This window comes from Enterobacter sp. PP-008-ECC_S150 (assembly GCF_045257065.1).
Classification (GTDB): Bacteria; Pseudomonadota; Gammaproteobacteria; order Enterobacterales; family Enterobacteriaceae; genus Enterobacter; species Enterobacter chengduensis.
Window position 1 is genome coordinate 1 of record NZ_JBJHHG010000029.1, and the last position, 25,376, is coordinate 25,376.

22 protein-coding genes and 3 tRNA genes are annotated in these 25,376 nt (G+C 55.2%); 1 reads left to right on the forward strand and 24 read right to left on the reverse strand.

Annotated features, from left to right (window positions below):
• Positions 1-45: 45 nt before the first annotated feature.
• From ACJBF3_RS23100 to mngA, 16 genes are all read right to left on the reverse strand, one after another.
• Positions 46-121 (reverse strand) — tRNA-Lys (locus tag ACJBF3_RS23100).
• Positions 122-124: 3 nt separating this feature from the next.
• A tRNA-Val gene (locus ACJBF3_RS23105) sits at positions 125-200 on the reverse strand.
• A gap of 27 nt (positions 201-227) precedes the next feature.
• A tRNA-Lys gene (locus ACJBF3_RS23110) sits at positions 228-303 on the reverse strand.
• A gap of 161 nt (positions 304-464) precedes the next feature.
• Entirely contained in the window at positions 465-1,259 is a 795-nt protein-coding gene (gene cpoB, locus ACJBF3_RS23115) for a cell division protein CpoB (RefSeq protein WP_045325850.1), read from the reverse strand.
• Between the two features lie 9 nt (positions 1,260-1,268).
• A complete protein-coding gene (gene pal, locus ACJBF3_RS23120) occupies positions 1,269-1,790 on the reverse strand; it encodes a peptidoglycan-associated lipoprotein Pal (protein ID WP_003858578.1) in 522 nt (173 codons plus the stop codon).
• 35 nt (positions 1,791-1,825) lie between these two features.
• Positions 1,826-3,118, reverse strand: coding sequence for a Tol-Pal system beta propeller repeat protein TolB (tolB, locus tag ACJBF3_RS23125; RefSeq protein ID WP_032649508.1), 1,293 nt, complete (start codon positions 3,116-3,118; stop codon positions 1,826-1,828).
• Positions 3,119-3,252: 134 nt separating this feature from the next.
• Positions 3,253-4,530 carry a cell envelope integrity protein TolA gene (gene tolA / locus ACJBF3_RS23130; RefSeq protein ID WP_406545284.1) on the reverse strand — a complete coding sequence of 426 codons (1,278 nt, stop codon included), beginning with the start codon at positions 4,528-4,530 and terminating at the stop codon, positions 3,253-3,255.
• Positions 4,531-4,558: 28 nt separating this feature from the next.
• Positions 4,559-4,987, reverse strand: coding sequence for a colicin uptake protein TolR (gene tolR, locus ACJBF3_RS23135; RefSeq protein WP_032638928.1), 429 nt, complete (start codon positions 4,985-4,987; stop codon positions 4,559-4,561).
• A 3-nt stretch (positions 4,988-4,990) separates the two neighbouring features.
• Positions 4,991-5,683 (reverse strand): Tol-Pal system protein TolQ, encoded by a 693-nt coding sequence (tolQ, locus tag ACJBF3_RS23140; RefSeq protein ID WP_008501101.1) that lies wholly within the window; start codon positions 5,681-5,683, stop codon positions 4,991-4,993.
• The gene (gene ybgC, locus ACJBF3_RS23145) at positions 5,680-6,084 is read right to left on the reverse strand and encodes a tol-pal system-associated acyl-CoA thioesterase (RefSeq protein WP_003858593.1); all 405 of its coding nucleotides are present in this window, start codon (positions 6,082-6,084) and stop codon (positions 5,680-5,682) included. Before ybgC ends, tolQ begins: the two co-directional genes overlap by 4 nt.
• Positions 6,085-6,232: 148 nt before the next feature.
• On the reverse strand, positions 6,233-6,523 hold the full coding sequence (ybgE, locus tag ACJBF3_RS23150; protein WP_045325845.1) for a cyd operon protein YbgE: 291 nt from the start codon (positions 6,521-6,523) through the stop codon (positions 6,233-6,235).
• Positions 6,523-6,636 (reverse strand): cytochrome bd-I oxidase subunit CydX, encoded by a 114-nt coding sequence (gene cydX / locus ACJBF3_RS23155; protein ID WP_003858598.1) that lies wholly within the window; start codon positions 6,634-6,636, stop codon positions 6,523-6,525. The genes ybgE and cydX overlap by 1 nt, the downstream gene beginning before the upstream one ends.
• 14 nt (positions 6,637-6,650) lie before the next feature.
• Positions 6,651-7,790 carry a cytochrome d ubiquinol oxidase subunit II gene (cydB, locus tag ACJBF3_RS23160; protein WP_032638926.1) on the reverse strand — a complete coding sequence of 380 codons (1,140 nt, stop codon included), beginning with the start codon at positions 7,788-7,790 and terminating at the stop codon, positions 6,651-6,653.
• A 15-nt stretch (positions 7,791-7,805) separates the two neighbouring features.
• Positions 7,806-9,374, reverse strand: coding sequence for a cytochrome ubiquinol oxidase subunit I (cydA, locus tag ACJBF3_RS23165; RefSeq protein ID WP_045325842.1), 1,569 nt, complete (start codon positions 9,372-9,374; stop codon positions 7,806-7,808).
• Positions 9,375-10,050: 676 nt separating this feature from the next.
• Positions 10,051-12,681: a mannosylglycerate hydrolase gene (gene mngB / locus ACJBF3_RS23170; RefSeq protein WP_406545285.1), complete on the reverse strand. Its 2,631-nt coding sequence runs from the start codon at positions 12,679-12,681 to the stop codon at positions 10,051-10,053.
• A 23-nt stretch (positions 12,682-12,704) separates the two neighbouring features.
• A complete protein-coding gene (mngA, locus tag ACJBF3_RS23175) occupies positions 12,705-14,621 on the reverse strand; it encodes a PTS 2-O-a-mannosyl-D-glycerate transporter subunit IIABC (protein ID WP_406545286.1) in 1,917 nt (638 codons plus the stop codon).
• A gap of 171 nt (positions 14,622-14,792) precedes the next feature.
• Between mngA and ACJBF3_RS23180 the strand changes: the two genes are divergently transcribed.
• Positions 14,793-15,509, forward strand: coding sequence for a GntR family transcriptional regulator (locus tag ACJBF3_RS23180; protein WP_045325836.1), 717 nt, complete (start codon positions 14,793-14,795; stop codon positions 15,507-15,509).
• A gap of 83 nt (positions 15,510-15,592) precedes the next feature.
• On the opposite strand, the gene sucD is transcribed toward ACJBF3_RS23180, so the two are convergent.
• The 8 genes from sucD to sdhC form a co-directional block, all read right to left on the reverse strand.
• Positions 15,593-16,462, reverse strand: a complete 870-nt coding sequence (gene sucD / locus ACJBF3_RS23185) for a succinate--CoA ligase subunit alpha (RefSeq protein WP_045325834.1) — start codon at positions 16,460-16,462, stop codon at positions 15,593-15,595.
• Positions 16,462-17,628: an ADP-forming succinate--CoA ligase subunit beta gene (gene sucC, locus ACJBF3_RS23190; protein ID WP_006809579.1), complete on the reverse strand. Its 1,167-nt coding sequence runs from the start codon at positions 17,626-17,628 to the stop codon at positions 16,462-16,464. Before sucC ends, sucD begins: the two co-directional genes overlap by 1 nt.
• 117 nt (positions 17,629-17,745) lie before the next feature.
• On the reverse strand, positions 17,746-18,969 hold the full coding sequence (gene odhB, locus ACJBF3_RS23195) for a 2-oxoglutarate dehydrogenase complex dihydrolipoyllysine-residue succinyltransferase (protein WP_045325831.1): 1,224 nt from the start codon (positions 18,967-18,969) through the stop codon (positions 17,746-17,748).
• Between the two features lie 14 nt (positions 18,970-18,983).
• Positions 18,984-21,791, reverse strand: a complete 2,808-nt coding sequence (sucA, locus tag ACJBF3_RS23200) for a 2-oxoglutarate dehydrogenase E1 component (RefSeq protein ID WP_045325828.1) — start codon at positions 21,789-21,791, stop codon at positions 18,984-18,986.
• Between the two features lie 234 nt (positions 21,792-22,025).
• Positions 22,026-22,742 (reverse strand): succinate dehydrogenase iron-sulfur subunit SdhB, encoded by a 717-nt coding sequence (gene sdhB, locus ACJBF3_RS23205; protein ID WP_008501090.1) that lies wholly within the window; start codon positions 22,740-22,742, stop codon positions 22,026-22,028.
• Between the two features lie 15 nt (positions 22,743-22,757).
• Positions 22,758-24,524 carry a succinate dehydrogenase flavoprotein subunit gene (gene sdhA, locus ACJBF3_RS23210; RefSeq protein WP_023310789.1) on the reverse strand — a complete coding sequence of 589 codons (1,767 nt, stop codon included), beginning with the start codon at positions 24,522-24,524 and terminating at the stop codon, positions 22,758-22,760.
• Complete coding sequence (gene sdhD, locus ACJBF3_RS23215; RefSeq protein WP_008501088.1) at positions 24,524-24,871, reverse strand: succinate dehydrogenase membrane anchor subunit; 348 nt, start codon at positions 24,869-24,871, stop codon at positions 24,524-24,526. Before sdhD ends, sdhA begins: the two co-directional genes overlap by 1 nt.
• Positions 24,865-25,269 carry a succinate dehydrogenase cytochrome b556 subunit gene (sdhC, locus tag ACJBF3_RS23220; protein ID WP_020684965.1) on the reverse strand — a complete coding sequence of 135 codons (405 nt, stop codon included), beginning with the start codon at positions 25,267-25,269 and terminating at the stop codon, positions 24,865-24,867. The genes sdhD and sdhC overlap by 7 nt, the downstream gene beginning before the upstream one ends.
• Positions 25,270-25,376 lie beyond the last annotated feature (107 nt).

The following is a 25,376-nucleotide window of genomic DNA, read 5'->3' on the forward strand; positions in this document are numbered from 1 at the left end:
AAGCTGCAGATAGCAAAAAGGCGCCTTTAGGGCGCCTTTCTACACTGGTGGGTCGTGCAGGATTCGAACCTGCGACCAATTGATTAAAAGTCAACTGCTCTACCAACTGAGCTAACGACCCGAGTGGTGGGTGATGACGGGCTCGAACCGCCGACCCCCTCCGTGTAAAGGAGATGCTCTACCAACTGAGCTAATCACCCACTCTGTACTGCCGGTAATGCGTTAAGTGGTGGGTCGTGCAGGATTCGAACCTGCGACCAATTGATTAAAAGTCAACTGCTCTACCAACTGAGCTAACGACCCACTTTTACGCTGTTTTCACGTTGTTTGATATCCCGTGGCAACGGCGGCATATATTACTGATTTAAGAATTCAGCGCAACAAAAATTTCGATGAAGATCACTTAACTGCTTAGTAATCATGCTGCACGACCAGAAATAACGCGATTTCTGGTCATGCGATAATCATCCCATCGAATTCAGACGTTTTTGCGCCTGCTTAGCACCTTCGGTACCTGGGAATTTGGAGACCACCTGCTGATAAACCGCTTTGGCTTTCGCGGTGTCGCCTTTGTCCTGCATGATCACGCCCACTTTGTACATCGCATCAGGCGCTTTCGGCGATTTCGGGTAATTTTTCACCACGGAGGCAAAATAAAACGCCGCATCGTCCTTTTTACCCTTGTTGTAATTCAGCTGACCGAGCCAGTAATTCGCATTTGGCTGGTAAGTGGAATCAGGGTACTTCTTAACAAAGTTCTGAAACGCAGCCAGCGCGTCATCCTGACGAGATTGATCCTGCACCAGGGCAATGGCCGCGTTGTAGTCCGTATTCGCGTCACCGCTCTGTACAGGCGCACCTGTTGAAGCAGACGCATCCGCAGCCGGCGCAGAGGTTGCTGCACCGCTCTGGTCGCCCGCGGCTGGCTGTGCTTGTGCTGCCCCACCACCGCTGCTCAGGCTATCTATCTGCAACAAGATTTGCTTCTGACGTTCCACAACCTGGTTAAGCTGATACTGGCTTTCCTGAATCTGACCGCGGAGAGCGTCAATATCATTCTGGTTGTCGGAAAGTTGTTGCTGGAGCTGGGTTAAAAGCTGGCTGTGAGCGTTAGAAATACGCTCGAGTTGAGTGACCCGGTCTTCTACCGAGCCTGAGCCGACACTACTGATTGGTGCCTGAGCAAAAGCGGCCCAGGGGGCCGCTATTCCAACCAGTAACGACAGACTCAACAGATGATGTCTGAAGTTACTGCTCATGCAATTCTCTTAGTAAACCAGTACGGCACGACGGTTTTTGGAGTAAGCCGCTTCGTCGTGACCCAGTACTGCAGGTTTTTCTTTACCGTAAGAAACGATGGAGATCTGGTCAGCAGAAACGCCTTTACCCTGCAGGTACATTTTAACAGCGTTAGCACGACGTTCACCCAGGGAGATGTTGTACTCTGGGGTACCACGTTCGTCCGCGTGACCTTCTACGGTGACTTTGTAAGATGGGTTGCTACGCAGGAAGTTTGCGTGCGCATCCAGCATCGCAGCGAAGTCAGAACGGATGTCGTATTTATCCAGATCGAAGTAAACGATGTTGTTCTGCTGCAGCTGCTGCATCTGAAGACGCGCCTGCTCTTCAGAAGACATGTTGCCATTGCCGTTCGCGTCCATACCGGTGCCGGCACCCATCATGCCTTCGCCGCTCTGGTCATTGCTGGCGTTCTTGTTAGAAGAACACGCTGCGATTGCCATTACAGGCAGAGCGATCATCAGCCCCTTCAGCACTTTGTTCAGTTGCATTTCTATGATTCCTTTAGTAATCAATTAATTATTATTTACAGATACGGCGACCAGGCAGGTGATTTTACCTGTCCATCAGTGGCCGGAATACGCGCTTTGAAACGCCCATCTGTAGAAACCAGATTCAGCACAGATCCCATCCCCTGAGAAGAGCTGTAGATTACCATCGTGCCGTTAGGTGCCAGACTCGGCGTTTCATCCAGGAACGTTGACGACAGAACTTGAACGCCACCCGCTACCAGATCTTGTTTGGCAATGTGCTGCTGCCCACCGTTGGAGCTGACCATTACCATAAATTTACCGTCGCTGCTCACGTCTGAGTTCTGGTTCTGTGAACCTTCCCAGGTAATACGCTGTGGAGCACCGCCGTTGATGTTGACTTTGTAGATTTGTGGACGGCCAGCCTGGTCAGAGGTAAACGCCAGGTTTTGACTGTCCGGGAACCATGAAGGTTCAGTGTTGTTGCTGCGACCGTCGGTCACCTGACGGATCTGGCCAGAGCCAATGTCCATCACGTACAGGTTCAGGCTACCGGTTTTTGACAGCGCAAACGCCAGTTTAGACCCGTCCGGAGAGAACGAAGGCGCGCCGTTGTGACGTGGGAAGGACGCTACCTGACGAACGGCACCGTTTGCCAGCGTCTGGATGACCAGCGCAGAACGACCGCTTTCGAAGGTCACATAGGCGAGCTTAGAACCGTCCGGAGACCAGGCTGGAGACATCAGCGGCTGGGAAGAACGCTTCACCAGGAACTGGTTGTAGCCGTCGTAGTCAGAGACGCGCAGCTCATACGGGAACTGACCACCGTTGGTCTGCACCACATAAGCAATACGGGTACGGAACGCACCTTTAATGCCGGTCAGTTTTTCAAATACCGCATCGCTGGCAGCGTGTGCCGCGTAGCGCAGGTACTGTTTAGTGACCTTGTAAGAGTTCTGAGCCAGAACGGTACCTGGTGCACCGCCGGTATCCACCAGCTGCCAGGCCACATTGTAAGAGCCGTCCGGGTTAGGGGTAACCTGACCCACAACGACCGCATCAATACCCAGCGCAGACCATGCCGCAGGCTGTACTTCCTGCGCGCTGCCCGGCTGCTGAGGCAGACGAGAACGATCTAACGGGTTGAATTTACCGCTGTTACGCAGGTCAGCCGCCACGATGCCACCGGCATCTTCAGGTGCAGCGCCAGGACCGGCCCACTGGAACGGAACAACGCCGATTGGGCGTGCCGAGTCCACCCCCTGGGTGATCTCGATACGTACTTCTGCGTGCAGGACTGCTGCCCACAGCATTAAAAAACCAAATGCTACACGTAATGCCTGCTTCATCATATCTCCCTTATCCGGGTAACCTTACCCACGATAATTTAGCAGAATGTTAACAAACTCAAATAGACAAAACTACCAGAACCCTGTGACTAAACCTGGTCTAATTTTCCCCGTTTGCACGGGGAAAATGTAACTTAAGGTTTGAAGTCCAGCGGCGCATTTTTGAAGACTTCGTAAACAGCCTGAGATGGCGGTTTAGGCATCTTCGCCTGACGCGCTGCAGCCAGGGCCGCAGTACATAAAGCCGGGTCGCCACCTTCAGACTTAATATCCAGCAGCATGCCGTCCGGAGCCAGTTTTATACGCAACGTACACGTTTTACCGGCGTAGGAAGACGCATCATAGAATCGGCTTTCAATAGCGGATTTAATCTGCGCGGCATAACCGTTGATTTCAGCCCCTGTCGCACCGTTACTCTTAGTGTTACCGCTTCCCGTCGGCGCTGCGTTGTTTCCTTTCGCACCACCGCCCGTTTTCGGCGCATTCTTACCGGAGCTCAAATCGCCCAGCAGATCGTCAACCCCCGCGGCGGCAGCAGCTTTTTCAGCGGCGGCGGCCTTCTTCGCAGCGGCTTTTTCAGCTGCCGCTTTCTTATCGGCTGCGGCCTTCTCAGCGGCAGCTTTTTTATCAGCTGCGGCTTTTTCGGCGGCAGCGGCTTTTTCTGCCGCGGCTTTCTCGGCAGCAGCCGCTTTCTTCGCGGCCTCGGCAGCGGCTTTCTTCTCGGCTTCCTGAGCGGCTTTTTTCGCGGCTTCGGCTTCAGCTTTCTTCTGAGCATCGGCAGCGGCTTTCTTCGCGGCTTCGGCTTCAGCTTTCTTCTGAGCATCGGCAGCGGCTTTCTTCGCGGCTTCCGCTTCGGCTTTCTTCTGGGCGTCGGCAGCGGCTTTCTTCGCGGCTTCCGCCTCGGCTTTCTTCTGCGCTTCTGCCGCTAATTTAGCCTGGGCATCAGCCTGCGCTTTGGCGTCCGCTGCGGCTTTGGCTGCCGCCTCTTCCGCCTGCTTTTGCTGCTCCTGAGCTTTCTTCGCGGCCTCTTCGGCTTGTTTCTGCTGTTCCGCCTGCGCTTTCGCGGCTTCCTGCGCCTGCAAACGTTCTTTCTCGAGCTGCTTCAAACGCTCCTGCTCTGCGGCCTGCTTTTCACGCAGCTCTTCCGCCTGCTGTTGCGCCTGTTTTTCACGCTGCTCTTCAGCCCGTTTGGCACTCGCCTTCTGCTGTTGTTCGCGATTATAGTTCTGTACTACCGCACCGGGATCCACCATCACGGCGTCAATGGAAGACCCTCCACCGCCGCCGGCTGATGCATCAATATGCTCGTCGAACGAACTCCAGATCAGCGCTGCAAAAAGAATAACGTGCAGCACTGCGGAGACGATTATCGCTCGCTTAAGCTTGTCGTTCTGTTCGGTTGCCTTTGACACTATCGGTTCCCAAAAACTACGCGGATGATCAAATAGGTTGGGTCATTAAGCCAACTGACTTAACACCCGCACTATGTAGCAAGTTCAGCGCTTTAATAATTTCATCGTAGGGTACGTCCTTCGCGCCACCGATTAAGAAGACCGTTTTCGGATTTGACGCCAGGCGACGCTGCGCTTCAGCAATAACCTGCTCAGGCGGCAGCTGATCCATACGATCTTTCTCTACCACCACGCTGTATTGCCCTACGCCGGAAACCTCAATGATAACAGGAGGATCGTCATTGGTGCTCACCGCCTGTGATTCTGTCGCATCCGGCAGATCCACTTCCACGCTCTGGGTAATGATGGGGGCTGTTGCCATGAAGATCAGCAGCAGTACCAGCAGGACGTCCAGCAGTGGAACGATATTGATTTCGGACTTGAGCTCGCGACGACCTCGTCCACGGGATCTGGCCATGGTTTACCCCTTGTTGCTCTCGGTGCTGGTAAACGCCTGACGGTGCAGAATCGCGGTGAACTCTTCCATAAAGTTGTCGTAGTTCAGTTCCAGTTTGTTCACGCGCTGGTTCAGACGGTTATACGCCATAACCGCCGGAATAGCCGCAAACAGACCGATAGCGGTCGCAATCAGTGCTTCAGCGATACCCGGTGCAACCATCTGCAACGTGGCCTGCTTCACCGCGCCCAGCGCGATAAAGGCGTGCATAATCCCCCACACGGTACCAAACAGGCCGATATACGGGCTGATGGAACCTACCGTGCCAAGGAAAGGAATGTGCGTTTCAAGGTTTTCCAGCTCACGGTTCATAGAGATACGCATCGCACGCGAAGCACCTTCTACCACCGCTTCCGGCGCGTGATTATTCGCACGGTGCAGGCGGGCAAACTCTTTGAATCCGCTATAAAAAATTTGCTCGGAGCCGGTCAGATTCTCGCGGCGTCCCTGGCTCTCCTGATACAGACGAGAAAGCTCAATACCCGACCAGAACTTATCTTCAAACGCTTCAGCTTCACGGCCAGCGGCATTGAGGATACGCGTTCTCTGGATAATGATGGCCCAGGATGCGATTGAAAAACCAATCAAAATCAACATGATAAGTTTAACCAGAAGGCTTGCCTTCAGGAACAAATCAAGGATATTCATGTCAGTCACTGCTTAAACTCCGCGACAATAGACTTAGGAAGCGCACGAGGCTTCATTATGGTTGGATCAACACAAACAATCAGCACTTCAGCTGAGTTCAGTACGGTATTCTCTGCGTTGACTATCCGCTGCGTGAAAACCAGTGAGGTCCCGCGCATTGATGTAATTTCAGTTTGGACTTCGAGCATATCGTCGAGTCTGGCAGGCGCAAAATACTCAAGCGTCATCTTGCGTACCACGAAGGCAACTCGCTCAGCCAACAGCACCTGTTGACTAAAGTGATGATGGCGCAGCATCTCTGTGCGTGCCCGTTCATAAAAAGCAACGTAGCTGGCGTGGTAAACCACACCACCGGCATCGGTGTCTTCGTAATAGACACGAACCGGCCATCGAAACAGCGTTGTATTCACTTTACATCCCAGTAATGCAACTAAAGTTAATGCTTTTAAACTTCGCTACTATACGCGCGGGAATGAGGGTTGGGAATGGGAGAAAGTAAACGGAGAGTAAATTTTTATGGGCTTGGGTAAGCCCATAACGTTAACGGACATTTCTTATTCAGAAGAAGAAGAAAATCAAACCGGCGAGAAGCACCAGATCGGCAACCAGCGGACAAAAAATTCCCTGCCAGTGAACGGCTTTCGGACGAAAGCCCACGCCGTGGATCACGCCTGCGCAGACCGCCCACATAATGAGGAAGCCGTGCCAGATTTCAAGCTCGCTGGTTTTCGCTGCAAAGCGCGAAGGGTCCCAGAAGATACAACCTGCCAGCAGTAATGCCATCACTAAAGAAAGCGCCCGTAACGGGCGCTTATCCATTACCGCATATAACGTTGCGATAATATTCATCAGTGTTTTTCTTCACCCGCTTTGGTCGCTTCGACGTGCTCAAGCGCCAGGGCAGTGATGACACCAAATGCACAGGCAAGAAGCGTCCCTAAAATCCATGCGAAATACCACATATTCAGCTCCTTACTTAGTACATAGAGTGGGTGTTGCTTTCGATATGTTCTTTGGTGATGCGACCGAACATTTTCCAGTAACACCAGATGGTGTAGGCCAGAACAATCGGAACGAACACGCAAGCAACATACGTCATCAGGTTCAGCGTCATGTGGCTGGACGTTGCATCCCACATCGTCAGGCTAGCATTCAGCATGGTGCTGGATGGCATGACGAATGGGAACATGGCAATACCCGCCGTCAGAATAATGCATGCCAGGGTCAGTGAAGAGAACACGAACGCCAGAGCGCCTTTCTCCAGACGAGACGTCAACACGGTCAGCAGCGGCAGCAGCACGCCCAGAGCCGGGATAGCCCACAGCGCAGGGGTGTTGTTGAAGTTCACCAGCCATGCGCCCGCCTGACGCGCCACTTCTTTGGTCAGCGGGTTAGACGGCGCGGTATGGTTGATTGCAGACGTCACCACGTAGCCATCAATGCCGTACACCACCCACACACCGGCCAGCGCGAAGCAGACCAGCGTGACCAGCGCAGCAACCTGAGCCGTCGCGCGAGAACGCAGGTGCAGCTCACCCACCGTACGCATCTGCAGGTAAGTTGCGCCCTGGGTAATGATCATCGCCACGCTCACCACACCGGCCAGCAGACCAAACGGGTTCAGCAGCTGGAAGAAGTTACCGGTGTAGTAAAGACGCATGTATTCGTCCAGATGGAACGGTACGCCCTGCAGCAGGTTACCGAACGCCACGCCGATCACCAGCGGTGGAACGAAGCTACCGATGAAGATGCCCCAGTCCCACATGTTGCGCCAGCGGGTGTCTTCAATCTTGGAACGGTAGTCGAAACCGACCGGACGGAAGAACAAAGAGGCCAGCACCAGAATCATCGCCACATAGAAGCCGGAGAACGCAGCCGCGTAGACCATCGGCCAGGCAGCAAACAGCGCGCCGCCTGCGGTGATCAGCCACACCTGGTTACCGTCCCAGTGAGGGGCGATGGAGTTGATCATGATTCGACGCTCGGTGTCATTACGACCGAGGAAACGGGTGAGCATCCCCACCCCCATGTCGAAACCATCCGTGACGGCGAAACCGATCAGCAGAACGCCGATCAACAGCCACCAGATAAAACGCAATACTTCATAATCGATCATTTGATGACTCCTGTCTTAGCGTGCCGGCTGAGTAGTCGCAGTGGACTGCTCGTAGTGATAGCGACCGGTTTTCAGGCTGCTTGGGCCAAGGCGCGCGAACTTGAACATCAGGAACAGTTCAGCCACCAGGAACAGGGTGTACAGACCGCAAATCAGCAGCATGGAGAAGATCAGATCGCCCGCTGTCAGGGACGAGTTCGCTACCGCGGTTGGCAGTACCTCACCAATCGCCCATGGCTGACGGCCATACTCGGCAACAAACCAGCCGGATTCAATCGCGATCCACGGCAGTGGAATCCCGTACAGCGCGGTGCGCAGCAGCCATTTTTTCTCGCCGATACGGTTGCGAATCACGGACCAGAAGGAGGCCGCAATGATCAGCAGCATGATGATGCCGCAGCCCACCATGATACGGAATGCAAAGTACAGCGGCGCAACGCGCGGAATGGAGTCTTTGGTTGCCATCTGGATCTGCGCTTCCGTCGCATCAGAAACGTTCGGGGTATAGCGTTTCAGCAGCAGACCGTAACCCAGGTCTTTCTTCACGGTGTTGAACTGATCGCGAACAGCCTGATCGGTAGAACCGGCACGCAGCTGTTCCAGCAGCGAGTAGGCCTTCATACCGTTACGGATACGCTCTTCGTGCTGAACCATCAGCTCTTTCAGACCCGTCACCTGCTTATCGACAGAACGGGTGGCGATGATGCCCAGCGCGTAAGGGATCTGAATCGCGAAGCGGTTTTCCTGTGCGTCCTGATCGGGAATACCGAACAGCGTAAAGGCAGCAGGCGCCGGTTGGGTTTCCCATTCGGCTTCGATGGCGGCCAGTTTGGTTTTCTGCACGTCGCCCATTTCGTAACCGGATTCATCACCCAGAACGATAACAGAGAGGATGGCAGCCATACCGAAGCTTGCAGCGATAGCAAAGGAGCGCTTGGCAAACGCGAAGTCACGACCGCGCAGCATATAGTAAGAACTGATACCCAGGATAAACATCGCGCCGCACACATAGCCAGAAGCGACGGTGTGAACGAATTTAACCTGCGCAACCGGGTTCAGGACCAGCTCGGCAAAGCTGACCATCTCCATGCGCATGGTTTCGAAGTTGAAATCAGACGCGATAGGGTTCTGCATCCAGCCGTTCGCTACCAGGATCCACAGCGCGGACAGGTTCGAACCTAATGCCACCAGCCAGGTCACCGCCATATGCTGGACTTTACCCAGACGGTCCCAACCGAAGAAGAACAGACCTACAAAGGTGGATTCGAGGAAGAATGCCATCAGACCTTCAATGGCCAGCGGCGCACCGAAGATATCCCCTACATAGTGGGAATAGTAAGACCAGTTAGTCCCGAACTGGAACTCCATGGTCAAACCGGTTGCCACGCCCAGTGCGAAGTTGATACCAAACAACTTGCCCCAGAACTTGGTCATATCTTTATAAATCTGTTTGCCGGAGAGAACGTATACCGTTTCCATGATGGCCAGCAGGAACGCCATACCGAGCGTCAGCGGCACAAAAAGGAAGTGGTACATCGCGGTCAAGGCAAACTGTAAGCGCGACAGTTCGACTATATCTAACATCATGACTCCTTGCTCATCGCATGAAGACTCCGAGAGTGAACCCCGTCAGAGAGAGATCCACACGCATGCCCCAATACAAATTATTCGCATCCTTGTCGTCGTTATTACCCTAAAGGAAGATAAAAACGATGACGTGAGGTTACAAATACGTTAATAAAAAACTCAAATTGATCCCGCAAATATAATACGCTGCAAAACCCTTACGATAAACAGGTTTTTATTGAATCACATTTACGTTTTTCGACGGCGATCAATTTATAGCAAAATTACCACTTTTCGGCCATTTTGATCGGGGACAATTTAGCGCTTTTCAGTGCCTTTTTCCAAGGTTTAAACTTTGATTTAAATCAAAAACAGACACCAATGTTAACTATGTTTAATCATGGTGAGAGTGGTAAAGACCATGTTAACGATATGTACATGCAAAGATATGGTTGGTTATCGAAGAAGGGAAAAAATATAAACAGAAGTGATTTTAATTAACGCGAAAGAAAAGCATCCTTTCGATGTACGACAACCAATAAAGCTTAGTCGGGCCGGGTTATTTTTCCATTGAATTTTTGCGGCCCTTCGCAATTACATTTATTTTACTTTTGTCACTCCATAACTTAACACCGTCATGTGACTATTTAATGAAAAAAGGCCGCACCTTCTGCAGCCTTTTTCGAATCAATGGTCAGGCGATAAGAATACTAAAGGTTCGCGACTGCCCGGGCCTGAATGCCCCCGCAATCCCCACTCCTTCACACCGTTCCATTATGCGTTCATTCATGTCCGTCTCGCGGCACCGCTTCACCCTCGGATTCATGGATAACGTCGTGTCACATGCGCTGGACTCTGAAGGGTTGAACAGGCGGAGGATAAGCTCATCACGATCTTCAGCCTTTTTCAGCGTACTGAGCACGCACCCCGTGGGCGAAAGCGCGAGCAGACTGTAACTTTCCGGCGTGATAAACGACGCGCGATTCAGCTTCATCGCGTCCCAGGGAATTTTGTTATAGCACTGCACCGGCGTTAACCATGCTTTAGCCTGCTGCGCAACGCCCGCGTTTTCCGGCGTGCCGCTGAAGCTGAAGAGGCTAAAGCGACAGGTTAACGGCCCGCGAACCTGAGAGTCAGGAACAGGCATTTTGATCCCCGAAGGTCTGCCCGGACGCAGCAGCAGGTCCTCTTTGCCGAGTACCCCCACGCCACGCAACAGGGTCAAGGCGAAGGCTTTTTTGTCATCCCCCACCACTTCAAACTCACGCAGTCCTTCGGTGAACAGCGCCAGCCCGTTTCGCTTTTCCTGCAGGACGGCATAGTTGAGTAAATTCCAGACGGGTACCGGTGCTTCTTTCCACCCCTCCTCCTGCCAGTTTTGCATCGCCGCGTCCTGCACCGGGCGAGTGAGCGTGCCAAACTGCGTATCCGCTAACACTTCCTGAGTGATAAACGGCGTTGGGATTAGTACCCGAACGCGGTGGTCGTCGGCCTGGTTATCAATACGCACCGCCACATCAATGCGTCTGCTGTTATGACTGAGCGTAATCTCAAACTCAGCGTCGACGTAGCCGTTTCGCTGGCGAGCGGCGCGCTCGGCCAGATTAGCCGGAACGGCGATCCGATGGCGGATAGCCGCCCTGCTCTGCCAGCCCTCGTGCGTGACCTTAGCCTGATGTTCACCCTGCGCTGAAGTAAGTCTCCACCCTTCCCGCGACGGCGAGTAGTCGTACTCATCGCCATCATCGGAACTCTCCTCGATCTCCAGCACGCGGTCATAAATAAGCCCGGTCTCTTTGTCGCGCAGGCGCAGCGTGCCGTCGTCATTTAAGTCAATCTGCCAGAAGGCATTTTCAAGTAAGGATTCGGTGTTTTTCACCGCAGGGAGCACCTTCCCGGCCACGTTTGGTTCGATAAACAGCGTGCGGTAGCCCATCGACGGCAGTATCTGGCGGATCTGAATATCAAACTCCATAAACGGTTCGTAATTGCCGTAATGGACAATCTGCCGGTCAATAAGACCCGGGTCGAGCTCGCGCGCGCTGCGGATGAAGAAGGGGATTTCATTGCCTTTTTCATCCCGAAGGCGGAACTGGCTGGCGCGCAGCCGAATCGTGGTGTTTATCACCTCTTCACGCGGCCAGGGCATCAGGTTGAACATAACCAGCTTATCGGCATCGCTTTGCGGCATGTTGTCGACAATCTTGCGCATAGAGAAACGCACCAGGTTGTCAGCCATGTCCTCAGCCAGCTCAAAGCGGGAGACAATCTCACGGTGCACCTTGTCGCTACAGCAGCAGCCGATGCTGTCGTGAGCGTGGTTTTTGAGGATCTCTTTCCACATTTTCTCCAGCAGGCCGTGGTGGTAGTCGAAGCCCAGCGTCCAGGCAAGCGTCGCCAGCGGCTCGAGGATATTGACAATTTTGTTCTCGATACGCGCATGGGCGATTTTAATGTCCATGCGCGTGGAACCGATGGTCCGGTGAACGCGCATGTATTTCCCGTCAATAAACTCCCCTTTCAACGTCGCCAGGGCGTCGCGGTGCGCGTCGATGCGATCAAACACCTCCTCAAACCGACTCATCACAAATTGACGCTGGGGATAGATTTCACGAAGCGTCTTCATCACCGCGAAAATGTTCTGCTGCAGGGGCATCTGATCGTGGCCGTTGGGCAGCAAAATCTCGTTGGTGACGGAGGCGTTTTCCAGCACCTCGAAATAACTGTCGAGCCGTTTTCGCAGACCGGCTTCATCCTCCGGTAAGTACTTACCAATCGCGTAGCCCAGCGGCAGCACCTGCGTAGTCACTTCACTGCCGTCCTGGCTCTGCCAGAGAAACTCGGTTTTATCGGTCCCGTGTCGCTCAGAACAGCCGCGCCAGAACATCGCGCGCGTAATGCCAAATCCGTTATAGATATGCGGAAGCTGGCCGGACATACCAAACGAATCTGGTAGATAACCGATCTTCATCGGCTCGCCAAACGCCAAGCAGTCGCGCATGCCGTACATCAGGTTGCGGACAATCGACTCGCCGCTCACAATCGTGGTGTCGGTCTGGGTATACCAGGGGCCGATAATGAGTTTCCCTTGTTCGACAAGCGCCTTCACGCGAGAGCGGTTTTCGGGCACGACGGCAAAATAATCCTCCAGCACCGCCGTCTGTCCATCGAGGACATAATATTTATACTCGTCATCCTGCTCCAGGCGGGTCAGGATCTCTTCCATATTATTGACCAGAAGAATACGCGACTCTTCGGTGGTGAAGTACCACTCACGGTCCCAGTGCATATGCGGCGTGATATGAACGCGAGATACGGCTTTCATCTTCGTTTCCTGTGTGTGCGTTATTACGGTATGGCGTCTTCAGTGACGTAGCTGCCTTTTTTCACCGCCTGGCGTCGCCAGAGCAGCAGAACAAAGGTGGAGATAGCGGTCCCCACCAGCGCCGCGCCAAACCAGCCCGCCGCCGCAACCACACCACTCAACCCGGCATCGTGAAGTAAAAAGAGAGAGAAAATACCGGCCCCCGGCGTAGACAGCCCGATCCCCATCGCGCCGACAATCGCGCCTGTGACCATGGAGCCAAGCACAAATGAACCAATGACGCGAAGCGGATCTTCAATCGCCATTGGAATCGCCCCTTCGGTAATGCCCGCGAGGCCAAGCAGCCAGGTGGATTTACCGGTTTCAATTTCAAACGATTTGAACAGCTTCGGCGCCAGCAACGTTGAGGCCGTAACGGTGAAGGCCGACACCATTTTGACGGAGGCAAAGATGGCATAAGGACCGTATACCCCGTTAGCCATCGCGCCCAGACAGAACGCGTAAGAGGCTTTATTGACCGGGCCACCCAAATCGAATGAGCACATAAATCCGAGGATCGCCCCGAGGAGCAGCGCATTCGCGCCGGACAGCCCATTAAGCCAGGCGGTGAGCGTGTTATTAAGCCAGGCCACCGGCTCACCGATGACAAACAGCATCAGGCTGCCTGCACCCAGTACGCCAATGACCGGATAGAGATAAAACGTCAAGAAGCCGTTGAACCGGCTACTCAGGCGAATATGATTTTTCACCCAGCGCATCAAGTAGCCCGCGATTAGCCCGCCAACGATAGCCCCGAGAAAACCCGAGCCGATCATATTGGCAGCCAGACCGGCCGCAAAGCCCGGCGTCAGGGCGGGTTTATCCGCCAGCGAGTAAGCGGTATAGGCCGCCAGAACCGGGATCATCAATATGCCAAGCATGCCGCCGCCCAGCTTGCGGTATAGCCACAGCCACGAGTTTTCCTGGTCGAACAGGTGCTGCAGGCCCAGGATTTGCGCCAGCAGCACTGAAACGGCCAGCACCGTACCGCCGGCGACGATCAGCGGCACCGCGAAGGAGATGCCGCTGAGAAGCGCCTGCTTGAGTTCAGATTTAACGCTCTTTTTCGTTTCGGTATCGACCTGCGCATGCCGCGCGACGGTAGAAGGCTTTAGCGCCAGCGCGCGCTCAATGAGCGCTTCAGCATGCCGCAGGGGTTCCGCGACGGGCACGGAAAGGGCCGGGATCCCCTGAAAGCGCTCGATCTCTTTAATCGCCACTTCTGCCGCAAAAATGCACGCTTTCGCCTCCCGCAGCTGCTGCGCGGTGATGCGTCCCTCAATGCCGTTCGCCCCCTGCTTTTCGACCACCACGTTGACGCCCAGCTTACGCCCCGCTTTTTCCAGGTACTCAGCCGCCATGTAGGTATGGGCAATCCCAGCCGGACAGGCGGTGACGCAGACGACGGTGGGTGCATTCAGCAATGGGGCAATCTCGTCTTCCTGCGAGACCCCGTTCAGCGCATCAAGGAGATCCTCCGCCGTCGCTGCAGCCATAACGCGTTCCCGAAGCGCATCATCTGCCAGGCGAGACGTCAGTGAGGTCGGCACCTGGATATGCGTGGATCCCGCTTCAGCAGGCGGGATGGCAAGCAGGACAATCAGCTCAACGTTTTCAGGGCCGTCCACCCCCTCCCACTCCAGCGGTTCGCTCAGCGTAGCAACCGCAAAAGCCGCTTCGTTCACCGCGCTCGATTTACCATGCGGGACAGCCAGCCCTTCACCCAGTGCCGTTGGCCCCTGCGATTCGCGGCGGTAGACCTCCGCCAAAAATGCCTCGCCATCAGTAATTTTGCCCAGCGCCACCAGCCGCATCGTAAGCTGGCGAATGGCCTCATCGCGGCTGGCATAGCGTGCCTGCACGCAGACAGCACGGGCGTGGGTCAGAGTCGTCAGGTTCATGAGATCCTCACACTTAAGTTGTTATTGTCTGGCGGCAATTGTGGCAGGTCATTCAATACATTTATGTGATCATTTTCACTAACAACGCTAAATTTGTATTTAATTGGTATTATTTACAAATTTCAGGCTGAAGGCATAATTCCGTGAAAAGGTATTAGAAAGGCAGATTCGATGGGTCACAAACCGATGTACCGGCAGATAGCCGATGCGCTTCGCGAGAAAATTACTGCGGGTGAGTTAAAACCCGGCGATGCGTTACCGACGGAATCCAGCCTTCAGGAGGCATTCAACGTTAGCCGCGTCACGGTGCGACAGGCGCTGAAGCTGCTTACGGAAGAGCAGATCGTTGAGAGCATTCAGGGCAGCGGCACCTACGTAAAAGAAGAGCGCGTCAATTACGACATTTACCAGCTCACCGGTTTTTACGAAAAACTGGCGGACCGGAACGTGGATTCCCACAGCGAGGTGAGCACTTTCGAAGTACTGAAAGCCGATGAAAAACTTGCCGAAAAGCTGAATATCGCTCATGACGATAAAGTCTGGCACGTCAAACGCGTTCGTTTTATCAAACAGAAACCGGTGAATCTGGAAGAGACGTGGATGCCGCTGGCGATGTTCCCCGACCTCACCTGGGAAGTGATGGAAAACTCGAAATACCACTACGTTGAGCAGATCAAAAAGCTGGTTATCGACCGCAGCGAGCAGGAGCTGGTGCCGATCATGCCTTCAGAGGAGGCGATCGCCGCGCTGTCACTCGATCCGACAAAGCCGATCCTAGAAAAAGTCTCCCGCGGGTTTCTGAAGGACGGACGGGTATTTGAATACAGCCGCAACGTGTTCAATACCGATGATTACAAGTTCACGCTAGTCGCCAGACGCAGGCAATAAAAAAGGCCGCTTTACAGCGGCCAACCATGTCGAAACGGACATTTTTATACTGCAACGCCCCCCTCTCGGGGAGCAGAGAGGACTTACTTAATAATGGATTTCAGTGCTTCGCCGATATCCGCCAGGCTGCGAACGGTCTTCACGCCTGCGGCTTCAAGCGCTGCGAATTTCTCATCAGCCGTACCCTTACCCCCGGCGATGATCGCGCCTGCGTGACCCATACGCTTGCCTTTCGGCGCGGTTACACCGGCGATGTAACCTACAACCGGCTTGGTCACGTGTTCTTTGATGTAAGCAGCCGCTTCTTCTTCCGCGCTACCGCCGATCTCACCGATCATCACGATCGCTTCGGTCTGTGGATCTTCCTGGAACATCTTCAGGATGTCGATGAAGTTAGAGCCCGGGATCGGGTCACCGCCGATGCCCACGCAGGTGGACTGGCCGAAGCCGTAATCGGTGGTCTGCTTAACCGCTTCATAAGTCAGGGTACCGGAACGGGAGACGATGCCCACTTTGCCCGGCTTGTGAATGTGGCCCGGCATGATGCCGATTTTGCATTCGCCCGGGGTGATCACGCCTGGGCAGTTCGGGCCGATCATGCGCACACCGGCTTCATCCAGCTTCACCTTCACGGTCAGCATATCCAGCGTTGGGATACCTTCGGTGATGGTGATGATCAGTTTGATACCCGCATCGATTGCTTCCAGAATGGAGTCTTTGCAGAACGGTGCCGGAACGTAGATCACGGTGGCGGTAGCGCCGGTTGCTTCTACGGCTTCACGCACGGTGTTGAACACCGGCAGGCCCAGGTGGGTGGTGCCGCCTTTACCTGGCGTTACGCCGCCAACCATGTTGGTGCCGTAGGCAATCGCCTGTTCGGAGTGGAAAGTCCCCTGGCTACCGGTGAAGCCCTGGCAGATAACCTTGGTATCTTTATTAATTAAAACTGACATTATTTCCCCTCCACTGCGGCAACAACCTGCTGAGCTGCATCCGTCAGACTTTTCGCTGCAATAATATTCAGGCCGCTGTCAGCCAGTTTTTTCGCGCCGAGTTCAGCGTTGTTACCTTCCAGACGCACAACTACCGGAACGTTAACGCCCACTTCTTCTACCGCACCGATGATACCGTCGGCGATCAGGTCGCAACGGACGATACCGCCGAAGATGTTCACCAGAACGGCCTTCACGTTGTCGTCAGAGAGAATGATTTTAAACGCTTCGGTTACGCGCTCTTTGGTTGCGCCACCGCCTACGTCGAGGAAGTTTGCTGGCTCACCGCCGTGCAGCTTAACGATGTCCATGGTGCCCATTGCCAGGCCCGCACCGTTAACCATGCAGCCGATGTTGCCGTCCAGCGCCACGTAGTTCAGCTCCCACTGTGCAGCCTGTGCTTCACGCGGGTCTTCCTGAGACTGGTCGCGCATTTCGCGCAGATCCGGCTGGCGGAACAGCGCGTTGCCGTCAGCGCCCAGCTTGCCGTCGAGGCAGATCAGATCGCCCTGGGTGGTGATCACCAGTGGGTTGATCTCGATCAGCGCCAGATCGCGCTCCAGGAAGATGGTCGCCAGACCCATGAAGATCTTGGTGAACTGCTGAACCAGCTTGCCTTCCAGGCCCAGCTTAAACGCCAGCTCGCGACCCTGGTAAGGCATTGGGCCCGCCAGCGGATCGATAGCCACTTTGTGGATCAGGTGCGGGGTCTCTTCCGCCACTTTTTCGATTTCCACGCCGCCTTCGGTAGACGCCATGAACACCACGCGACGGGAGCTACGGTCAACAACCGCGCCCAGGTACAGCTCTTTGGCGATGTCGGTCGCGGCTTCAACCAGGATCTGGTTAACCGGCTGGCCGTTCGCGTCCGTCTGGTACGTCACCAGGCGCTTGCCGAGCCAATGTTCCGCAAACGCACGGATCTCTTCTTTGCTCTTAACAACCTTCACACCGCCCGCTTTACCACGGCCACCAGCGTGAACCTGACATTTAACTACCCACGGGCCGGAACCGATTTTAGATGCGGCTTCTTCTGCTTCACGCGGGGTAGTACAGGCATAACCCACCGGAGCCGGTAAGCCATACCGGGCAAACAGCTGTTTGGCCTGATATTCATGTAAGTTCATGTGTTCTATCCATCCTTCAGGGTAATCGTTATCTTCAAACCTGTAGACCGGCGCGGTCTGTGTGCCGGATGGCGCTACGCTTATCCGGCCTACAGGGCAGGTGATGCTAAATCGTTACTAGACGTCCAGCAGCAGACGCGTTGGATCTTCCAGCAGCTCTTTAATGGCGACCAGGAAGCCCACGGACTCGCGGCCGTCGATCAGGCGGTGGTCGTAAGAGAGCGCCAGGTACATCATCGGCAGGATCTCAACTTTACCGTCTACCGCCATCGGACGATCTTTAATGGCATGCATACCCAGGATCGCGCTCTGCGGCGGGTTAATGATCGGGGTAGACATCAGCGAGCCGAATACGCCGCCGTTGGTAATGGTGAAGTTACCGCCGGTCAGATCGTCTACGGTCAGCTTGCCGTCGCGGCCTTTCACGGCCAGCTCTTTGATATTTTTCTCGATGTCAGCCATACCCAGGGTATCCACATCACGCAGAACCGGGGTGACCAGGCCGCGTGGAGTAGAAACCGCCATGCTGACGTCGAAATAGTTGTGGTAAACCACGTCATCGCCATCGATGGACGCGTTCACTTCCGGGTAACGTTTCAGCGCTTCAACCACCGCCTTCACGTAGAAGGACATAAAGCCAAGACGGATACCGTGACGTTTTTCAAACGCGTCGCCGTACTGCTTGCGCAGGTCCATGATGGGCTTCATGTTGACTTCGTTGAAGGTGGTCAGCATCGCGGTAGAGTTTTTCGCCTCCAGCAGACGCTCGGCCACGCGCTTGCGCAGGCGGGTCATTGGCACGCGTTTTTCGCTGCGGGCGCCCAGAGCAGGCTGAGCTGCTGGCGCGGCCGCAGGAGCTTTCGCTTCTGCCGCCTGAGCAGGCGCTTTCGCCAGGTGCTTGTCAATGTCTTCGCGGGTCAGACGGCCGCCCACACCGGTGCCTTTGATGGCTGCCGGGTCAAGGCTGTGTTCAGCCAGCAGGCGACGGATCGCCGGGCTGAGCGCGTCGTTAGACTGTTCTTCCAGAGAAGCCTGCTGGCGCTGAGCCGGCGTAGAGGCTTTCTCTTCAGATTTCGCGCTGGACTCTTTGCCCGCGCTGTTGCCTTCACGCAGGCGACCCAGGATCTGACGAGAGGTGACGGTGGTACCTTCATCTTCCAGCACCGCGTCCAGAACGCCATCCGCCGAAGCCGGTACTTCCAGTACCACTTTGTCAGTTTCGATTTCTACCAGCACTTCATCGCGCTTAACGGCATCGCCTGGTTTTTTGTGCCAGGTAGCGACGGTCGCATCTGCTACGGATTCAGGCAGGTCGGGAACAAGAATATCTACGCTACTCATTTTGTATCCTTTAATTAATCGACGTTCAGCGCGTCATTGACCAGATCTTGTTGCTGCTTCTGGTGAACGGACATATACCCTACCGCCGGAGAGGCGGAGGCCGGGCGACCTGCGTAACGCAGGGCTGACCCAAATGGAATCACTTCACGGAAATGATGCTGGCTGCAGTACCATGCGCCCTGGTTGAGCGGCTCTTCCTGGCACCAGACAAAATCATGAACGTGAGCGTAAGGTTTCAGCACTTCCTGCATCGCCTGATGCGGGAACGGATAAAGCTGTTCGATACGCACGATGGCGACATCTTTCTGATCGTTCTTGCGGCGCTGTTCCAGCAGGTCGTAATAAACCTTACCAGAACACATCACCACGCGCTTCACGGCCTGCGGATCCAGCTCGTCAATTTCACCGATGGCTGGCAGGAAGGTGCCGTTGGCCAGCTCGTCCAGGCTGGACACCGCCAGCGGGTGACGCAGCAGGGATTTCGGCGACATCACCACCAGCGGACGACGCATACCGCGCAGCGCCTGACGACGCAGCATGTGGTAGACCTGCGCCGGGGTAGACGGCACGCAGACCTGCATGTTCTGCTCGGCGCAAAGCTGCAGATAGCGTTCCAGACGCGCGGAGGAGTGCTCCGGACCCTGGCCTTCATAACCGTGCGGCAGCAGCATCACCAGACCGCACATGCGGCCCCACTTCTGCTCGCCGGAGGAGATGAACTGGTCGATAACGACCTGCGCACCGTTGGCGAAGTCACCGAACTGCGCTTCCCAGATGGTCAGGGTGCGCGGTTCCGCCGTGGCGTAACCGTATTCGAAAGCCAGTACCGCTTCTTCAGACAGCACGGAGTCCCAGACCTTGAACTGGCCCTGACCGTTGTGCACGTGCTGCAGCGGAGTATAGGTTGAACCGTTGGACTGGTTGTGAACCACCGCGTGACGGTGGAAGAAGGTGCCGCGGCCCGCATCTTCACCGGACAGACGCACAGGAATGCCTTCGTCAACCAGCGTTGCGTAAGCCAGCGTTTCCGCGCCGCCCCAGTCGAACAGCTTCTCGCCTGCCGCCATGGACTGACGGTCAGCGTAAATTTTCGCCACGCGAGACTGCATCTCAATAGCGTCCGGTACGGTGCTGATGCGTTTAGCCAGCTCCTGCAGGCGCTTCATCTCCACCTTGTTCGGGTAGCTCTCATCCCACTCGTGGTTGAGGTACGGCGACCAGGTAAAGGAGTGCATGTTCATCGGACGCAGCTCTTTCACCACGCATTCACCCGCATCCAGCGCGTCGCGGTAGAGGTTGACCATTTCGGTCGCATCTTCCAGCGTCGTCACTTTGTCGCTCTCCAGCTTGTCAGCATAGATTTTGCGCGGGGTCGGGTGTTTTTTGATTTTCTGGTACATCAGCGGCTGGGTTGCACTTGGCTCATCCGCTTCGTTGTGGCCGTGACGGCGGTAGCAGAAGAGGTCAATGAACACATCGCGTTTGAAGGTATTACGGAAGTCCAGCGCCAGACGGGTAACGAAGGCAACGGCTTCCGGGTCATCCGCGTTAACGTGGAAGATTGGCGCCTGCACCATCTTACCGATGTCGGTGCAGTACGGGGTAGAACGCGCATCCAGCGGGTTAGAGGTGGTGAAGCCCACCTGGTTGTTGATCACGATGCGAACGGTACCGCCCACTTCGTAACCACGCGCTTTCGACATGTTCAGGGTTTCCTGAACCACGCCCTGCCCTGTGACCGCCGCATCGCCGTGGATGGTGATCGGCAGCACTTTATTGCTGCTCGGCTCGTCCAGACGATCCAGACGCGCGCGCACGGAACCGATAACCACCGGGCTAACGATTTCCAGGTGTGACGGGTTAAACGCCAGCGCCAGGTGAACCAGACCGCCTTCGGTTTCGATATCCGACGAGAAGCCCATGTGGTACTTCACGTCGCCGGTGCCGAGGTGTTCTTTATGTTTGCCCGCGAATTCGTCGAACAGGTCCTGCGGTTTTTTACCCAGCACGTTGACCAGCACGTTCAGACGACCGCGGTGCGCCATGCCCAGCACCACTTCACGGGTGCCGCTCTTGCCCGCGTGACGAATCAGCTCTTTCAGCATCGGCACCAGCGCGTCGCCGCCTTCCAGCGAGAAGCGTTTTGCGCCCGGGAACTTCGCGCCCAGATAGCGCTCAAGCCCTTCCGCTGCGGTCAGTTCGTTCAGGAAGCGTTTTTTCTCGTCTGACGAGAAGGTCGCATGGCCCGCTACGGATTCGATGCGCTGCTGGATCCAGCGTTTCTCTTCGGTAGAGGTAATGTGCATGTATTCCGCGCCGATGGAGCCGCAGTAGGTTTGCTTGAGCGCGTCAATCAGATCGCCAAGCTTCATCGTGTCTTTGCCGATGGCAAAGGAACCTACGTTAAAGCTTTCCTGGAAATCGGCCTCGGTCAGATCGTGATACGCCGGATCGAGATCGGCCACACGGTCTTGTTTCCACAGCCCCAGCGGATCGAGATTCGCATGCTGGTGACCGCGGAAGCGATAAGCGTTGATAAGCTGCAGGACTTTAACCTGCTTCGCATTGGTGTCAGGGTCGGAAATCGCAGAAGAGTAACGTGAGGCATCCTTCGCCAGACGACGGAAATAATCACGTGTTTTGGAATGGAATTGATCCGGTTTGACCCCTGTACCAGGCAACTGCTGGAACATGGAACGCCAGTTTGCGTCCACTGAGTCAGGATCGGTTAAGAAGTCTTCATAGAGCTGTTCAATCCAGCTCTGGTTTGCACCAGAAAGGAAAGAAGAGTCCAGCCAGGCTTTCATTGCGCCGTTCTGCATCGTGATCCCTTAAGCATTTTTATGCTTACTTTCGCCGTAGAAACTACCACGCACACCGCGTGTACGTGCCGGGGTTCACCTGCGAGCTCTATGTGGCCCGCGAAGGAACCTTTAGAAACTGTCTAGACTTCAGGGCAGTTTTTAAAGGTTTCTGCATTTTGCCCGGTGGCGCTACGCTTACCGGGCCTACAGTTTCGTAGGCCGGATAAGCGCAGCGCTATCCGGCAACGTTACTTACGCACTGCGCTGCAGCAGCATCGACTTAATATGGCCGATGGCGCGCGTCGGGTTCAGCCCCTTCGGACACACACTGACGCAGTTCATGATGCTATGGCAGCGGAATACGCTGAAAGCGTCACTCAGTCCTTCCAGACGGCTGTCGGTTTCGGTGTCGCGGCTATCGATCAGGAAGCGATAGGCAGCCAGCAGACCGGCCGGGCCGATAAACTTGTCCGGGTTCCACCAGAACGACGGGCAGGACGTAGAACAACATGCGCAGAGAATACACTCGTACAACCCGTCGAGTTTTTCACGCTGCTCAGGAGACTGTAAGTGCTCGCGAGCGGGTGGATTTTGCCCATTATTCAATAAGTAAGGCTTAATCTTCTCATATTGTGCATAGAATTGCCCCATGTCTACCACCAAATCGCGCACGACCGGCAGGCCTGGCAGAGGACGGATAACAATTTTCTGACCAGGACGCTGCAGCGCTGAAATTGGCGTGATGCAGGCGAGGCCATTTTTGCCGTTCATGTTCACACCGTCAGAGCCACACACCCCTTCACGGCAGGAGCGGCGGAACGACAGCGTTGGGTCTTTTTCTTTCAGCTGGATTAACGCATCCAGCAGCATCATGTCGCGACCTTCTTCCGCTTCCAGGGTGTAGTCCTGCATGCGCGGAGCGTCATCAACATCCGGGTTATAACGATAAACTGAGAATTCGAGTTTCATTATCCTGTCTCCGCATTAGTAAGTACGAATCTTCGGCGGGAACGCCGGACGCAGTTTCGGTTCCATGTTGACGCTACGACGCGTCATGGATTCCGACTCTGGCAGGTACAGGGAATGGCACAGCCAGTTTTCGTCATCACGATCCGGGAAGTCGAAGCGGCTATGCGCGCCACGGCTTTCGGTACGGAAGTTTGCCGACATCGCGGTCGCGAACGCGGTTTCCATCAGGTTATCCAGCTCCAGGCACTCAACGCGCTGGGTGTTGAACTCGCTGGAAGTATCGTCCAGACGGGCATTTTTCAGACGCTCGCGGATCGCCTTCAGCTGCTCAAGACCTTTGGCCATCGCGTCGCCTTCACGGAATACCGAGAAGTTGTGCTGCATGCACTCCTGCAGCGCCTTACGGATTTCCACCGGATCTTCGCCGTTACGGTTGCCGTTCCAGCGGTTGAGGCGCTCAAGCGAGGCATCAATTTCGTCGTCGGTCGCGTCACGCAGCGCGCCCTGCTCGGCAATGGATTCCTGCAGATGCAGACCCACCGCACGACCAAACACCACCAGGTCCAGCAGCGAGTTGCCGCCCAGACGGTTGGCGCCGTGTACGGATACGCAGGCAATTTCGCCTACCGCGAACAGGCCAGGAATGACCACGTCTTCGCCCTGCTCGTTCACGGTCAGCGCCTGACCGGTCACTTTGGTCGGAATACCGCCCATCATGTAGTGGCAGGTTGGGATAACCGGAATCGGCTCTTTTACCGGGTCGACGTGTGCGAAGGTGCGGGACAATTCGAGGATGCCCGGCAGACGGGATTCGAGAACTTCTTTACCCAGATGGTCGAGCTTCAGCTTCGCGTGTGGCCCCCATGGGCCGTCGCAGCCGCGGCCTTCACGGATTTCGATCATGATGGAACGCGCCACCACGTCACGACCCGCCAGGTCTTTCGCATTCGGGGCATAACGCTCCATGAAGCGCTCGCCGTGTTTATTCAGCAGGTAACCACCTTCACCACGGCAGCCTTCCGTTACCAGAACGCCCGCACCGGCGATACCGGTTGGGTGGAACTGCCACATTTCCATATCCTGCACCGGCACGCCCGCGCGGATAGCCATACCGACACCGTCACCGGTGTTGATGTGCGCGTTGGTGGTGGACTGGTAAATACGGCCTGCGCCGCCGGTCGCCAGCACGGTCGCGCGGGCTTTGAAGTAAACCACTTCACCGGTTTCGATGCACAGCGCGGTACAGCCAACAATTGCGCCGTCGGCGTTTTTAACCAGATCCAGCGCGTACCACTCGGAGAAGATGGTGGTGTGGTTTTTCAGGTTCTGCTGATACAGAGTGTGCAGCAGCGCGTGGCCGGTACGGTCAGCCGCCGCCGCGGTACGTGCCGCCTGCTCGCCGCCGAAGTTTTTCGACTGGCCGCCAAACGGACGCTGGTAGATGGTGCCGTTTTCCAGACGGGAGAACGGCAGGCCCATATGGTCCAGCTCCAGAATCGCTTCCGGGCCGGTCTTACACATATATTCGATGGCATCCTGGTCGCCGATGTAGTCGGAACCTTTTACCGTATCGTACATGTGCCATTCCCAGTTATCTTCATGGGAGTTACCCAGCGCAACGGTGATACCGCCCTGCGCGGACACGGTGTGGGAACGGGTTGGGAACACTTTTGAGAGCAGCGCACAGGTCTGGCCGCTCTGGGAAATTTGCAGTGCGGCACGCATACCTGCGCCACCGGCACCAATTACAACAGCATCAAATTCTCTGACTGGCAGTTTCATTACACACCCCACACCACAACGAATCCATAAATAACGTAAACCACCAGTGCAACGACAATGGCCAGCTGCAGCGGAAGGCGAATTGCCAGCGGTTTAACGTAATCGGTCAACACCTGCCACATACCAATCCAGGCATGAATAAGGATGGAGAACAGCGCCAGCAGAGTGAACACTTTGGTGAAGGCGGATCCGAAGAACCCACTCCAGATTTCCCACGTCAGCGTGCCGCTGGTCGCGAAGAAACCAATCATATAGATGATGTAAAGGGTGAGAACGATGGCGGTAGCACGGACCAGGATGAAGTCATGTACGCCGTTGCGTCCTAATGCGGAGGCGTTGCTTACCATACGAGAACTCCTGCGAGAAGTGAAAGCACGACTGTAATCACAAATGAAATGTTAGCGGAGCGTTTCCCGGCTTCGAAAGTCTCTTCCAGGTAGCCAAAGTCCATCAGCATATGGCGAACGCCGACAACGACGTGATACGCCAGCGCGGTCAGAATGCCCCACATGATGAATTTCACGAAGAAGCTGTTCATGATGGCAGAGGCCTGGAGGAAACCTTCAGGGGAAGAGAGGCTGGTGCCCAGTAACCACAGCAAAATGCCGACCGCCACAAACGTAATCACACCCGAAACACGGTGCAGAATGGACGCTATTGCTGTTACAGGGAACCGGATCGTTTTGAGATCCAGATTGACAGGTCTTTGTTTTTTCACATTTCTTATCATGAATAACGCCCACATGCTGTTCTTATTGTTTCCTTCCTCCGGACTGCGATGCGGGTCAAGCAGCGTTCCTTTTCTATAACTGCGCGTCATGCAAAACAGTGCTTCCAGATGCTTAAACGACA